This is a genomic window from Rhodanobacter sp. 7MK24 (genome assembly GCF_014842995.1).
Taxonomy (GTDB): Bacteria; Pseudomonadota; Gammaproteobacteria; order Xanthomonadales; family Rhodanobacteraceae; genus Rhodanobacter_A.
This window is the reverse complement of record NZ_JACYXL010000001.1, coordinates 981,940-995,996: the sequence shown is the minus strand read 5'-3', so window position 1 is coordinate 995,996 and position 14,057 is coordinate 981,940. Positions and strand designations below refer to the sequence as shown.

The following is a 14,057-nucleotide window of genomic DNA, read 5'->3' as shown; positions in this document are numbered from 1 at the left end:
ATCGCCTGCATGCCCGAAGCACGCTTCCACGACCGCATCGCCGACATCCCTGCCCATGACTGGGATGCGCTGCGTCCCGATGGCAACCCTTTCGTTTCGCACGCTTTCCTACACACCCTGGAAGACAGCGGCTGCATCCGCCCCGACTGGGGCTGGCAGGCATATCACCTCGGCCTGTACCAGCACGGCCGGCTGCGCGCCGCCGCACCGCTCTACCTCAAGGGCAATTCGCATGGCGAGTTCGTGTTCGACTGGAGCTGGGCCGCCGCATGGGAACGCGCCGGCGGCGACTACTACCCCAAGCTGCTGTGCGGCGTGCCTTACTCGCCCATCACCGGGCCACGCCTGCTGACCGGCGGCAATGCCGGGCTGAAGGACGCGTTGGTCGACGCCATGCGACGCGAAGCGGAACGCCTGCAACTGTCATCGGTACATGCCAACTTCCTGCCGGCCGACGAAGCCGAAGCCTTCGGCACGGACTGGCTGATGCGTTCCGACGTGCAGTTCCACTGGCACAACCGCGGCTGGCGCGATTTCGACGACTTCCTCGCCGCGCTCAACCACAAGAAGCGCGCGAATATCCGCCACGAACGCGCCCGCGTGGCCGCCACCGGCCTGCGCGCAATCTGGTGCGATGGCGCCACGCTCAGCGAGGCCGAATGGGACGAAATACATGCGCTCTACCTCGCCACCTTCGACGCCAAGGGCAACCACGCCGCGCTGACGCCGACATTTTTCCGCCGGCTGGGCGGCATGGCGCAACTCGCGTTGGCATACGACACGGATGGCATCGCCGCGATGGCGCTGTTCCTCGAAGGCGACGGCGTGCTGTACGGACGCTACTGGGGCAGCCGCGTCGATGTGCCCGGCCTGCACTTCGAGCTGTGCTACTACCGCGGCATCGAATACGCGATAACGCAAGGCTTGCGGAGCTTCGAACCCGGCGCGCAAGGCGAGCACAAACTGGCGCGCGGCTTCCTTCCGGTGCGCACGCACTCGCGGCATCTGCTGGTGCACGAGGGTTTCCGTACTGCCGTGCGCGAAGCCTTGCGCGGCGAATCCGCATCGATGGACAGCTACGCGGAAGAGTGCATGGCGCACAGCCCTTATGCCCGACGCGATACACAAGGCGGCGAACCATGATCCGCCTGCCCAGACTCGATTCCGACTCGCCGGCACGCTTTCCCGCTCCGGACACGGCGCTGATCGAACCGAATGGCCTGCTCGCGTTCGGTGGCGATCTTTCGCCCGCACGGCTGCTGGCCGCCTATAGCCAGGGCATCTTTCCGTGGTACGGCGAAGGCGAGCCTATCCTGTGGTGGTCGCCCGACCCGCGCTGCGTGTTCCGCACCGAGGCATTGCGCACCAACCGCAGCCTGCGCCGGCAACTGCGCGGCAAGTCGTGGCGCATAAGCGTGGACGAGGCATTCGACACCGTGATCCGTGCCTGCGCCGCGCCGCGCGGAGAGCACGGCGGCACCTGGATCATCCCGGAAATGATGGCCGCCTACTCCGCGCTGCACCGGCTGGGCCACGCGCACAGCGTGGAGGTATGGGACGGTACGCGACTGGTGGGTGGCGTCTACGGTGTGGCAGTCGGCCGGTTGTTCTGCGGCGAATCGATGTTCAGCGTCGAAAGCGGCGGCTCCAAGCTCGCCCTGGTGAGTTTGGCGGCCCTGCTGCGGCAATGGGGCTGGCCGTTGATCGATGCGCAGGTGGCGAATGCGCACACGCTGGGCCTGGGCGCCGAGGAAATGCCACGGGAGAACTACCTGCGCGAAGCGGCGCAGCTCACTGCGCTGCCCGGCCGCGTGGGCAGCTGGGCACCCTGCGCTTCACAGGTTCAATTCGGCGACTGCGGCGGCGCGTGACGCGCGACGGCAACGAAGATCGCGGAGGCCGGGCGCCCCGTGTCCGGGTGCAAGGGCTCGACCAACTGCACGAGATCCAGGCCGGCTCGCTCGAAAGCGGTCACCCACGTGCCCAGCGTCCGAAAATACCAGGGGGCCGCCTGACCGAAACCCTCGCCACATCCAACCCACGAACCCTCGCGCCAGCCATCCGCGTACGGCTCACCGGCCATCGCAGGATGCAAGGTCTGCACGATCAGTGCGCCACCCGACTCCAGCAGGCGCGGCACCGCGGCGAGCAGGGCATCGACCGAGGCTCCACCGAGCAACGAGAAATTGCAGATCACCGCATCGGCCCGTTGATCCAGGGCACCCGAAGCGATGGCCTCGTGGGACATGACGCGAAAATCGCCGCCGCCTTTGGCACGGGCCGCTTCAACGAGTGCCGGTACCGCATCCGTGCCGAGTACCTGCACATCCTTTTCCGCCAGCGCCCGCGCCAGCCAGCCTTCGCCGCAGCCCACGTCGATCGCCGTGCGGGGCGAACGCGCAAGCACGGCGTCGATAATGGCCCGATCGGTCACCAGCTTCCGGCTGTCGATGCGCCCCTCACGCACCGCACATTCCCAAGCCCGTGCGTTCGCGCGCCAGGCATCGAGGATCAGGGCCTCCTGCGCGCCGTCAGTCACTCGGTTCAGCTGCCGCGTGCGGCGTACTTGCGCGCCACGTAGTCGTCGAGGATGCCCACGAACTCGCTGGCGATGTGCTCGCCGCGCAGGGTCATCGCCTTCTCGCCATCGATGAACACCGGCGCCGCCGGCGCTTCGCCATTGCCCGGCAGCGAGATGCCGATGTTGGCGTGCTTGGACTCGCCCGGCCCGTTCACTACGCAGCCCATCACCGCCAGGGTGAGGTTCTCCACGCCGTCGTATTTCACGCGCCACGCCGGCATCTGTGCGCGCACGTGTTCCTGCACGGTCTTCGCCAGCTCCTGGAAGAATTCGCTGGTGGTGCGCCCGCAGCCGGGACATGCGGTGACCAGCGGCGTGAACGAACGCAGGCCCATGGTCTGCAGCAGCTCCTGCGCCACGATCACCTCGCCGGTGCGCGAGGCGCCCGGTTCCGGCGTGAGCGAAATGCGGATGGTGTCGCCGAGGCCTTCCTGCAGCAGCACCGCCAGCGCGGCGCTGGAGGCGGTGATGCCCTTGGAACCCATGCCCGCCTCGGTCAAGCCAAGGTGCAGTGCGTAGTCGCAGCGCGCGGCGATGTCGCGATACACCGCGATCAGCTCCTGCACGCCGGACACTTTGCACGACAGGATGATGCGCTCGCGCGGCAGCCCGATCTTCTCGGCCAGCGCGGCGGAATCCAGCGCCGAACGGATCAGCGCCTCGCGGGCCACATGGCTGGCATCCCACGGATCGGCGCGCAGCGCGTTCTCGTCCATCAGGGTGGCGACCATGCTCTGGTCCAGCGAACCCCAGTTGGCGCCGATGCGCACCGGCTTGCCGTACTGGATCGCCTTCTCGATGATCGCGCCGAACTGCGCATCCTTCTTCTTGCCGAAGCCCACGTTGCCGGGGTTGATGCGGTACTTCGCCAGCGCTTCGGCGCAGGCCGGCTCCTGCTCCAGCAACTGGTGGCCGTTGTAGTGGAAGTCGCCGATGATCGGCACGTCCACGCCCATCATCGCCAGCCGCTCGGCGATGCGCGGCACCGCGGCCGCCGCAGCCGGCGTGTTCACCGTGATGCGCACCAGTTCGGAACCGGCGCGCGCCAGTTCGGCGATCTGCTTCGCCGTGGACACCGGATCCTCGGTGTCGGTGTTGGTCATCGACTGCACCACGATGGGCGCGCCGCCACCCACGCGCACCTTGCCGATCTGTACGCCGACGCTTGGACGACGCGCCTGCGGCAGGGCTTCGCGGGGCTTCGTGCTGATGGAATCGTTCATGCGGGCAACCATGTATCCGTCACCGCGTGGCGTGCGGCGTGAAGGCATAAATTCTACCGGAACGCTCATGACAATCGACCGCTCCGTACATCAGGCATTACCTGCACAACCGCCGCCAAGTCACTGTTACGCAAGACCCGGCATCGGCAAGACGTGCTAGGCTCGGCTGCTCATGCTTTCGCCCGACGACCGCCCCGCTCCACCCCGCCACATCCTCACACCCAGCACGCTGAACCGGCTGGTGCGCGGGTTGCTGGAAGATGCCTTGCCGCTGGTGTGGATCGAAGGCGAGCTGTCCAACGTGGCGCGCCCGGCCTCCGGACATCTCTATTTCACGCTCAAGGACAGCGGCGCCCAGGTGCGCTGCGCGATGTTCCGCCCGAAAAGCGCCGCGCTGCGCTTCAAGCCCGTCGATGGCATGCAGGTGCTGTTGCGTGCACGGGTGGGCCTGTACGAACCGCGCGGCGAATTCCAGCTGGTTGCCGAGCACATGGAACCGGCCGGCGAAGGCGCGCTGCAACGCGAGTTCGAGCGGCTGAAGGCGCAGCTGGATGCCGAAGGTCTGTTCGACGCCGCGCGCAAACGACCGCTGCCCCGCTACGCACGACGCATCGGCGTCATCACCTCCGCCACCGGTGCGGCGATCCGCGACGTGCTCAGCGTGCTCGAGCGGCGCTGGCCGCTGGCCGAGGTGGACGTGCTGCCGGTGCCGGTGCAGGGCCGCGAAGCGCCACCCGCCATCGTCGCCATGCTGAAGAGGGCCTCGGCCAGCTCGCGCTACGACGTGCTGCTGGTCACCCGCGGCGGCGGATCACTGGAAGACCTGTGGGCCTTCAACGACGAAGCCGTGGCGCGCGCCATCCATGCCAGCGCGGTGCCCGTGGTGAGTGCGGTGGGTCACGAGGTGGACTTCAGCATCGCCGACTTCGTGGCCGACCTGCGCGCGCCAACCCCATCGGCCGCCGCCGAACTGCTGGTACCCGATGCGCAGGCCACCCTGCGTCACCTGCGCCAGCTGCGGCAACGCCTGGCGTTGTTCGAGCAGCGCCGCCTGCAATCGCTCACTCAGCGCGTCGACCACTTGCTCGCGCGCCTGCAGGCGCAGCGCCCGCAGGCACGGCTCGCGCGCGACCGCGAACGCCTTGCCCATCTGCGGCACCGCCTGCTTGGCGTGCTGCGCGAACGCCAGCAGCGCGACCGCGCCCGGCTGGACCACCTGCATGGCCGCCTGCTGGCGCGCCATCCGCAACAGCGGCTTCCGCTGCTGCAACGGCAACTGGCCGAACAATCCCAACGCCTGCGCCAGGCCATCGCCCGCCAGCTGGAACGCGACCGCCATGCCCTGCAGCAAGCCGCCCGCACGCTGCACGCCGTCAGCCCGCTGGCCACGCTGGAACGCGGCTACGCCATCTTGTTCGACGGCGACGGAAGGATCGTACGTGCACCCGATGACGTGGGCGAAGGCGAACATCTGCAGGCCCGTCTGGCGACCGGCGAACTGAAGTTGCGGGTGCTCGGCAAGTAATCCGTCAGCATCCGCCTCCGTCCCGGCCTCGGAACGGCCCACGCGTTCAGTCAGTGTCGCGATGTGCCCTGCCGGCCAGGCGCACCATCGCATCGGCCGCGTTGACGAATTCCGAAGGCATCATCACGATGGTCATCGTGTTCTGCTCGGCGCCGACCTCGGTAAGCATCTGCATGCGCCGCAGTTCGATCGCCATCGGCGTCTGTGCCATCTTGGTCGCCGCTTCGGTGAGCTTCAGCGCGGCATCGTGCTCGGCCTCGGCCTTGATGATTCGTGCACGCTTCTCGCGATGCGCCTCGGCTTCCTGCGCCATCGCACGCTGCATGGATTGCGGTATCTCGACGTCCTTGATCTGCACCATGTCGACCTCGACACCCCATGGCTCAGTGACCTTGTCGATGATCTTGCCCAGGGTGCTGGACAGCTTCTCCTGCTCCTTCAGCAGCTCGTCCAGCGAGTGCTGGCCGATCACGCTGCGCAAGCTGGTAAGCGCGGTCTGCCGCACCGCGTCCTCGAAACGCGCCACCTGCACGATGGCCCGCTCGGGATTGACCACCTTGTACCAGACCACGGCCCGCACCTTCACCGGCACATTGTCGTTGGTCATGGTTTCCTGGGGCTCGATGTCCTGGGTCATCACCCGCATGTCCACGATCAGCATGCGGTCGATGGCCGGGATGATCCACGTCAACCCGGGCCCGCGGGTGGCGCAATAGCGCCCAAGCCGGAACACCACGCCGCGCTGGTACTGCTGCAGCACGCGCAAGCCGCTCAGGGCGAACAGCAGCAGCAACAGGATGACGAAAGCATAGCCAGACATGGGATCACCCGTTGAAAGCAAAGCCGGAGACTTCAGTGTACGCGCAGGGATCACGCCATGCCCTCCGGCGACCCGATGCCCAACGAGCCCCCGCCGCCGCAGCCGCTACGACGACTGCCCTATGCCTGAACCGTGCGGTGGACGGTGACGCGCAAAGCGTGGCTCAAGCATCGCCGGGGCTGGTCGCCCTCACGTTCCAACCCATCGCTTCATAAAGCTTGTAGCGCCACACGCCGACGTATTCATGCAACGCCACGTCGGCCACCGCGAAATTCCACGATTGCGGCCACCAATCCATGCGTTCCTTCAGCCAGTCGCTGCGCACCGGCGTGATCGCCACGCCGAAATGCGCGAAATACAGGCTGGCGCGACGCAGGTGCGTGGCCGAGGACACCAGCAACACGCGTTGTGCGCCGTAGGCGTGCAACAGGGGCGCGCTGAACTGGGCGTTCTGCCACGTATTCATGCTGCGCGGTTCCAGCAGCAGGTCGGCGGCCGATACGCCCATGCGCTCCAGCGCAGCCGCATATACCGCGGCTTCCGACTCGCCGATGTGCCGTGCGTCGCCACCGCTCACTTCGAGGCGGCAATCCATCCCGCTTGCCTTGCATTCGCGATACAGCGCCAGCGCTTCGTTGATGCGGCTGTGCGCCGGCTCTCCCGGCTCCGCCGTGCCGTCCGCTGCACGCTGCGCGCCGGCGCCCAGCAGCACGATGGCGTTGCGTGGCGCCCAGGCAATCGTGGGGCGCCGCGCATACGGCCCTTGCAGGCTGCCCAGCAGCCACGCCGGCAGCAGGCCGCAGCCTGTCGCGAGGAACAGCAACACGGCCAGCCACAACGCGACGGCAGCCGTGCGCCGCCGCTTCAGCACACGCAATGCCAGGCCCAGCAGCACGAGCACGATCAGCACATCCATCGTCATCGCATCCACGCTCCATCCATCGAAGCCACTGCCGAAGCCAGCGGCAAAAGCCCGAGGGTAATGCAAGGCATGACGCCGTGGCGCGCATCGCCTACGCTGCATCGCATGAGTGACTCCTTGCACACCCTCGTTGCCGCCTGTCGCCACGCCGAGGACATCAAGAAAAGCCGCTTCCTTGCCCAGTCCGCGCCGGTCGCCACCCCGGAGCAGGCGCTGGCTTTCGTGCGCGAGGTGTCCGCCGCGGATGCCACGCACAACTGTTGGGCCTACCGCATCGGCCAGGAATACCGTTTCAATGACGACGGCGAACCCGGTGGCACCGCAGGGCGGCCGATCCTGCAGGCCATCGAGAGCCAGGGATTCGACCGTGTCGCGGTGGTGGTGACGCGCTGGTACGGCGGCATCAAGCTCGGGGCTGGCGGCCTCGCCCGCGCCTACGGCGGCACGGCCGCGGAATGCCTGCGCACAGCCGAGCGCGTCGCGATCGTGGCGACGGTGCGCTTGGGCCTCAGCTGCGACTTCGCGGAACTGGCCCTGCTCAAGGCGCGTCTGCGCGAGCTGGGAGCCGAACCGACGCAGGAACAATTCGGCGCGCACGGCGTGACGCTGGAACTCGAACTGCCCGCGCAGCGCGTTGCCGAAGCCGAGCAGCGCATCGCCGACCTCAGCCGTGGACGCATCACGGCTCGCCGCATGGATTGAACCCTCCGCCGCACTGCCGGCAAACTGCCATGGTTCGGGCATGAGGAACGCCGATGCGTTGCGCACACTGCGCGGCCACACGCGGGCCGGCACCGGACAAGGGGTTCGATGCCCAACGCCGCGTCATCGGGGGAACCCATGCAACGCCTGCCCGGCCTCGACCTGCTGCGCGCCATCGCCATCGCCTGGGTGATGCTGTTCCACTCCTGGATGATCGGCGGCATCGGCGGTCCGCTCCAACCCGTCGCCGACTACGGCTGGATGGGCGTGGACCTGTTCTTCGTGCTCAGCGGCTACCTGATCGGGCGGCAGCTGCTGGAACCGCTGAGCCGCGGAGAGCCCCTGCGCTTCGGTGCGTTCTACCTGCGTCGTGCGTTCCGCATCCTGCCGGTCTTTTTCAGCGTGCTGGCGGTGTACGTATTGTTTCCCGGCTGGCGCGAAGTGCCGGGCATGCAACCGGCATGGCAATTCGTCACCTTCACGCTGAACCTGCTGATCGACTATCAGCACAACCAGGCGTTCTCGCACGCGTGGTCGCTGTGCGTGGAGGAACATTTCTACCTGCTGTTCCCGTTGCTGGCTTGGTGGCTGGCGCGGCGTCCGTTGCGTGGTCTGGTCATCGGTTGCAGCGTGCTGGTCGTAGCGATGGGGATGCTGCTGCGCGGCTACGCCGTGCTGCACGGCAAGGACTGGCTGGAATGCATCTACTACCCGACATGGACGCGATTGGATGGCCTGCTGGCCGGCGTGCTGCTGGCGACGATCCAGGCGTATCGCCCACGCTGGTGGGCCGGCTTGCAGCGGCGCGCCAACGCACTCGCCATCGCGGGCCTGCTCCTTGTCGCTGCCGCCATCTGGCTGTTCCGCGACAAGACCGGTTTCACCGCCAGCGTATTCGGCTTCCCGCTGCTGGCACTGGCGATGGCCCTGCTGGTGGCTGCTGGCGCAGCCAATGCCAGTTGGCTGGGGCGCTGGCGCATCCCGGGTGCTGGCTGGGTCGCCGGCATTTCGTACAGCCTCTACCTGAGCCACAAGCTGGCGATGCATGCGGTATACGAAACGTTGCCGCAGTGGCCCATGGTGCACGGGATTGCCGCCTTCGCCGCGTACGCGCTGGCCATCCTCGCCGCAGGCGCGCTGCTGCATTACGCAGTCGAGCGTCCCTTCCTTCGCTTGCGCGCACGACTGATGGAGGGCCCGCGCAAGCACGGCGTGATGCAGGCAGCCTGATTGAATCGCCCCGCGCCGTCCCCATCTGGAACGGACTGCCGCCCGACCGCATCGAGCCCATGAGCGATTCCGCCCAACCCCGCCCCACCCGCCGCATCGGTGCGCTGCGCCAGTTGTGGCCCTTCCTCAGGCCGCATTGGCCGCTGGCGTTGGGGTGGCTGGTGTTCCTGGGCATATCGTCCAGCGCGACGCTGGTACTGCCGATGGCGATACGGCGGATCATCGACCACGGTTTCGCGCATGCCGATCCCGCGATGCTCAACGCCACCTTCCTCGGCCTGTTCGCCGTGGCGCTGGTGCTGGCCGCGGCCACTGCGGCGCGCTACTTCTGCATCACCTTGCTGGGCGAACGCGCGCTGGCCTCGCTGCGCAGCCAACTCTATGCGCACGTGATCGGCTTGGACGTGGGCTTCTTCGAACGCAGCCGCGTGGGCGAACTCAATTCGCGCCTTGGCACCGACACCGAGGTGATCCAGGCGCTGGTCGGCTCTGGTATCTCGGTGGCACTGCGCAGCGCGGTGATGCTGTTGGGCGCCAGCGCGATGATGGCATGGACCAGCCCGCGTCTCGCCGGCCTCACCGCGCTGGTGATCCCCGCCGTGATGCTGCCCATCCTGGTATTCGGCCGGCGTGTGCAGAAGCTGTCGCGCGCCAGCCAGGATCGGCTCGCGGACGCCGCGGCCATCGCCAACGAAACGCTCAACGCCGCACCTGCGGTGAAGGCCTACGCGCGTGAGCAGATCGAAAGCAGCCGTTACGCCAATGCCATCGCCCGCGCGCTGGTCTCGGCACGTCACCGCATCGGCATGCGCGCCTGGCTCACCGCCGCGGTGATCGTGCTGTTCTTCGGCGCGATCACCCTGGTGCTGTGGGCCGGTGCGCGCGACGTGATGGCCGGCACGCTGGACGTGGGCGTGCTGAGCCAGTTCGTGCTGTACGCGGTGTTCGCCGCCGGCTCGGTGGCAGGCCTTTCCGAAGTATGGGGCGATGTATTGCGCGCCGCCGGCGCAACCGAACGCATCGTCGAACTGTTCGGCGAACATGCCGACATCGCCAGCCCCGCACAGCCACAAGCGTTGCCGCGGCCGGTGCGCGGCGCGCTGCGCTTCGAGCACGTGCGCTTCCACTATCCCAGCCGTCCGGATGCGCCCGCGCTGCATGACTTCAACCTCGCCATCCAGCCCGGCGAAACGGTGGCACTGGTCGGCCCATCGGGCGCCGGCAAAAGCACGGTGCTGGCACTGCTGCTGCGCTTCTACGATCCGCAATCCGGCAGCATCCGCTTCGACGACACCGACCTGCGTGCGCTAGCGCTGCCCGAACTGCGCGGCGCCATCGCGCTGGTACCGCAGGAAACCGCCATCTTTGCCGGCAGCGCGGCCGACAACATCCGCTTCGGCCGCGCTGACGCCAGCGACGACGACGTGGTCGAAGCCGCACGCGCCGCCGAAGCCAACGACTTCATACGCGCCCTGCCCGAAGGCTACGCCGCCGAGCTCGGCGAACGCGGTGTGCGCCTCTCCGGTGGCCAGCGCCAACGCATCGCGATCGCCCGCGCAATCCTGCGCGACGCGCCGCTGCTGCTGCTCGACGAAGCCACCTCGGCACTGGATGCGCAATCCGAAGCCGCGATCCAGCAGGCGCTGGCGCGACTGGAACAAGGCCGCACCACCCTCGTCATCGCCCACCGGCTTGCCACCGTGCAACGCGCCGACCGCATCGTGGTGATGGACGGCGGCCGCATCGTGGCCCAGGGCACGCACGAAAGCCTGCTGGCCGAAGGCGGCCTTTACGCGGAGCTGGCGCGGCTGCAGTTCGTGGCGTAAAGCCATGTCTATGCGAAAGCTCACGCTTTGCGCGGCCACGCTTCGCGTGGGCATTAGCGCGCAGGACGCACCGTAATGGATGGTTGGTGCCCGAGGCGGGGGTCGAACCCGCATAGCCTTGCGGCCGAGGGATTTTAAGTCCCTTGCGTATACCAGTTTCGCCACTCGGGCAGCGAATGAAATGCCTGTGCGTAGGCGGCACGGATCGTAAACGAAAAACCCGCCAGAAGGCGGGCTTCGATACGCGGGTTTGGAGGCCTAGGTCGGAATCGAACCGGCGTACGCGGATTTGCAGTCCGCTGCATGACCACTCTGCCACCAGGCCAAACTGCGATGAAACTGGAGCGGGAAACGAGACTCGAACTCGCGACCCCGACCTTGGCAAGGTCGTGCTCTACCAACTGAGCTATTCCCGCTTGGTGAGCCGTCAATGATAGCAGAAGAACGTCATATGGGAAGCCCTGGCCTGCCAACTCGATGCCCTGTCCCAAACGACGAAGCCCCGGCAAACCGGGGCTTCGTGCCTGAAACTGGAGCGGGAAACGAGACTCGAACTCGCGACCCCGACCTTGGCAAGGTCGTGCTCTACCAACTGAGCTATTCCCGCTTGGGAGGGCGCATTCTAATACGCGAACGCGCTGCGTCAAGCCTTCAATCGTCGCTGCGCGCAGCGAATTTCGACGGCGCGTCGCCGCGCAGGCTGGGCCATGCCGCGCGCAGGTAGTACAGGCCCGACCAGATGGTGAGCACGCCGGCGAACACCAGCAGGGCTTCGCCGATATGGTACAGGCGCAGCGCGGTGGCCTCCTTCTCGTGCTGCACGATCAGCACCACGAGCGCCACGATCTGCATCACCGTCTTCAGCTTGCCGATGAAAGCCACCTTCACCGTGGCGCTCAGGCCGACTTCGGCCATCCATTCGCGCAGCGCCGAAATGCTGATCTCGCGCCCCACGATCACCGCGGCAGTCACCGCCATCACGATGCCGGACCAGCCTTCCGGGTGCGACTGCACCAGCAGGAACAGGGTCACCGCCACCATCAGCTTGTCGGCCACCGGATCGAGAAAGGCGCCGAAAGCCGAAGTCAGGTTCATGCGCCGAGCGAGGAATCCGTCCAGCCAGTCGGTGATGGCGGCGAGCAGGAACACGACGGCCGCGGTGATGTTGTGGCCGTGGAACGGCAGGTAGAACACCACCACCATCACCGGCAGCAACAGCACGCGGAACAGGGTCAGCCAGGTGGGAAGGTTGATGTGCATGGGAGCGCCTGCGGATTTGCCACAGTGTCGCATGCCGTCGCGTCACAGCGCAGCGCGGCCATGCATGGCGTTCAGCCGTGCAATGCGTCGTAAATGCGTTCGGCCAGGCCGCGATCGATGCCTTTCACGCGCATCAGTTCTTCCACGCCGGCGGCTTCCACGCCGGGCAGGCCGCCAAAAGTCTTCAGCAGTGCGGTACGGCGACGCGACCCAACGCCGGGGACGTCTTCCAGCACGCTGCGCTCACGGGCCTTCTCGCGGCGCTTGCGATGGCCGCTGATCGCGAAGCGGTGCGACTCGTCGCGTACCGCCGCCACCAGATGCAGCGCAGGCGAAGTCGGGCCGGGATGGATCTCACGCCCCTGGTCGACCAGGATGAGGGTTTCCTCTCCTGCGCGCCGTGCGGGCCCCTTGGCCACGCCGATCACGTGGATGCCGGTGACGCCGAGTTCCTTCAGCACGTCCAGCGCCTGCGCGACCTGGCCACCGCCGCCGTCGATCAGCAGCACGTCGGGCCTGGCGCCCTCGCCTTCGGCCACCTTGCGGAAGCGCCGGGTCAGCGCCTGGTGCATGGCGGCATAGTCGTCGCCGGGCGTGATGCCGCCAATGTTGAAGCGGCGGTAGTGCGATTTCTCCGGCCCTTCCGGCCCGAACACCACGCAGGACGCCACGGTGAGTTCACCGCGCGTGTGGCTGATGTCGAAGCATTCGATGCGTCGTGGCGGCTCGGCCAGTTCCAGCAGTTTTTGGAGGTCCTCGAAGCGAGTGCCCAGCGTCTGCCTGCTGGCCAGCCGTTGGGTGAGCGAGGCCTGCGCGTTGCGCTCGGCCATCTGCAGGAAGCGCGCGCGTTCGCCGCGTACGCTGCTCTTCAGTTCCACTGCATGGCCGCTTTGTTCCGTCAGCACTTCGGCAAGGAGCGCCTGTTCGGGCAACTCCTCGCCCAGGATCAGCTCGCGCGGCACCGGCCGGTCCAGGTAGTACTGCGCCACGAATTGCGCCAGCACGTCGGCTGGCTCGGCGTCCAGCGGCAGGCGCGGGAAAAAATCGCGCGTACCCAGACTGATGCCGTCGCGGAAAAACAGCACGCTGACGCAGGCTAGGCCCGACTCGATGCGGCAGGCGATCACGTCCATGTCGGCACTGGCACCCTGCACATGGTGCTGCGCCTGCAACTGTCGCAACGCGGCCACCTGGTCGCGCAACGCGGCGGCCCGCTCGAAATCCAGCTTCACGCTGGCTTGCTCCATCGCCGCGGCCAATTCGTCGATCACCGCACTGCTGCGGCCTTCCAGGAACATCTCGGCGTGGCGCACGTCGCCGGCATAGTCGTCTTTCGTGACCAGCCCCACGCACGGCGCGGTGCAGCGACCGATCTGGTATTGCAGGCAGGGGCGCGAGCGGTTGCGGAAATAGCTATCCTCGCACTGGCGCACCTTGAACAGCTTCTGCATCAGGCCGAGACTCTCGCGCACCGCGAAGGTGCTGGGATACGGCCCGAAGTAACGCCCCGGCATGTTCCTCGCACCACGGTGGAAGGCCAGCCGCGGATAGTCCTCGCCGCCGGAAAGATAGATATAGGGATAGCTTTTGTCGTCGCGCAACATGATGTTGTAGCGCGGCTTGAGCGACTTGATGAGCTGCGATTCCAGCAGCAGCGCCTCGCCTTCCGTACGCGTGACGGTGGTTTCGCAGCGCGCGATCTGCGAGATCATCGCAGCGATGCGCGGCTCCAGGCGGGGCTTGAGGAAATAGCTGCCCACACGCTTTTTCAGGTTGCTGGCCTTGCCCACGTACAGCAGCTCGCCGTCTGCGTCGAAATAGCGGTAGACGCCGGGCGAGGTGGCCAGGGTGCGGACGAAGGCCTTGCCGTCGAAGGCCTGCGGCGATGTGGATTGCATGTGTAAATTCTAGCCGGTTCGGTTGCGCGCGGCCGGTATCATGGCACTCCTGTCGAGGGCCTGACGGAGA

At 67.0% G+C, this 14,057-nt stretch carries 12 protein-coding genes and 4 tRNA genes; 6 read left to right on the top strand and 10 right to left on the bottom strand.

Features of this window, described 5'->3' with window-relative positions; genetic code table 11:
• Window positions 1–9 precede the first annotated feature (9 nt).
• Both IHE49_RS04595 and aat read left to right on the top strand, forming a co-directional pair.
• A complete protein-coding gene (locus IHE49_RS04595; RefSeq protein WP_192155266.1) occupies window positions 10–1,143 on the top strand; it encodes a peptidogalycan biosysnthesis protein in 1,134 nt (377 codons plus the stop codon).
• A complete protein-coding gene (gene aat / locus IHE49_RS04590) occupies window positions 1,140–1,871 on the top strand; it encodes a leucyl/phenylalanyl-tRNA--protein transferase (RefSeq protein ID WP_192155264.1) in 732 nt (243 codons plus the stop codon). The genes IHE49_RS04595 and aat overlap by 4 nt, the downstream gene beginning before the upstream one ends.
• Here aat and IHE49_RS04585 read toward each other — a convergent pair.
• Window positions 1,844–2,539 (bottom strand): class I SAM-dependent methyltransferase, encoded by a 696-nt coding sequence (locus tag IHE49_RS04585; RefSeq protein ID WP_343227538.1) that lies wholly within the window; start codon window positions 2,537–2,539, stop codon window positions 1,844–1,846. The two genes, aat and IHE49_RS04585, sit on opposite strands and share 28 nt — an antisense overlap.
• Before the next feature lie 5 nt (window positions 2,540–2,544).
• Window positions 2,545–3,804, bottom strand: coding sequence for a flavodoxin-dependent (E)-4-hydroxy-3-methylbut-2-enyl-diphosphate synthase (gene ispG, locus IHE49_RS04580; RefSeq protein ID WP_192155262.1), 1,260 nt, complete (start codon window positions 3,802–3,804; stop codon window positions 2,545–2,547).
• A gap of 172 nt (window positions 3,805–3,976) precedes the next feature.
• On the opposite strand from ispG, the gene xseA reads away from it, so the two are divergent.
• Window positions 3,977–5,329: an exodeoxyribonuclease VII large subunit gene (gene xseA, locus IHE49_RS04575; protein ID WP_192155260.1), complete on the top strand. Its 1,353-nt coding sequence runs from the start codon at window positions 3,977–3,979 to the stop codon at window positions 5,327–5,329.
• Between the two features lie 46 nt (window positions 5,330–5,375).
• On the opposite strand, the gene IHE49_RS04570 is transcribed toward xseA, so the two are convergent.
• Together IHE49_RS04570 and IHE49_RS04565 are read right to left on the bottom strand one after the other, a co-directional pair.
• Complete coding sequence (locus IHE49_RS04570) at window positions 5,376–6,149, bottom strand: slipin family protein (protein ID WP_192155258.1); 774 nt, start codon at window positions 6,147–6,149, stop codon at window positions 5,376–5,378.
• 163 nt (window positions 6,150–6,312) lie between these two features.
• Window positions 6,313–7,071, bottom strand: coding sequence for a YdcF family protein (locus IHE49_RS04565; protein WP_192155464.1), 759 nt, complete (start codon window positions 7,069–7,071; stop codon window positions 6,313–6,315).
• A 105-nt stretch (window positions 7,072–7,176) separates the two neighbouring features.
• On the opposite strand from IHE49_RS04565, the gene IHE49_RS04560 reads away from it, so the two are divergent.
• The 3 genes from IHE49_RS04560 to IHE49_RS04550 all read left to right on the top strand — a co-directional run bounded on the left by IHE49_RS04560 (window position 7,177) and on the right by IHE49_RS04550 (window position 10,829).
• Complete coding sequence (locus IHE49_RS04560; RefSeq protein WP_192155256.1) at window positions 7,177–7,773, top strand: YigZ family protein; 597 nt, start codon at window positions 7,177–7,179, stop codon at window positions 7,771–7,773.
• 138 nt (window positions 7,774–7,911) lie between these two features.
• Entirely contained in the window at window positions 7,912–9,003 is a 1,092-nt protein-coding gene (locus IHE49_RS04555; protein WP_192155254.1) for an acyltransferase, read from the top strand.
• Between the two features lie 59 nt (window positions 9,004–9,062).
• Window positions 9,063–10,829: an ABC transporter transmembrane domain-containing protein gene (locus IHE49_RS04550; RefSeq protein WP_192155252.1), complete on the top strand. Its 1,767-nt coding sequence runs from the start codon at window positions 9,063–9,065 to the stop codon at window positions 10,827–10,829.
• An 84-nt stretch (window positions 10,830–10,913) separates the two neighbouring features.
• Here the strand turns inward: IHE49_RS04550 and IHE49_RS04545 are convergent.
• The 6 genes from IHE49_RS04545 to uvrC all read right to left on the bottom strand — a co-directional run bounded on the left by IHE49_RS04545 (window position 10,914) and on the right by uvrC (window position 13,987).
• Window positions 10,914–11,000, bottom strand: a tRNA-Leu gene (locus IHE49_RS04545).
• Window positions 11,001–11,080: 80 nt separating this feature from the next.
• Window positions 11,081–11,154, bottom strand: a tRNA-Cys gene (locus IHE49_RS04540).
• A 15-nt stretch (window positions 11,155–11,169) separates the two neighbouring features.
• Window positions 11,170–11,245: transfer RNA gene (locus IHE49_RS04535), tRNA-Gly, on the bottom strand.
• Window positions 11,246–11,360: 115 nt separating this feature from the next.
• Window positions 11,361–11,436, bottom strand: a tRNA-Gly gene (locus IHE49_RS04530).
• 44 nt (window positions 11,437–11,480) lie between these two features.
• Complete coding sequence (gene pgsA / locus IHE49_RS04525) at window positions 11,481–12,089, bottom strand: CDP-diacylglycerol--glycerol-3-phosphate 3-phosphatidyltransferase (RefSeq protein ID WP_192155250.1); 609 nt, start codon at window positions 12,087–12,089, stop codon at window positions 11,481–11,483.
• A 71-nt stretch (window positions 12,090–12,160) separates the two neighbouring features.
• The gene (gene uvrC / locus IHE49_RS04520; protein WP_192155248.1) at window positions 12,161–13,987 is read right to left on the bottom strand and encodes an excinuclease ABC subunit UvrC; all 1,827 of its coding nucleotides are present in this window, start codon (window positions 13,985–13,987) and stop codon (window positions 12,161–12,163) included.
• Window positions 13,988–14,057 lie beyond the last annotated feature (70 nt).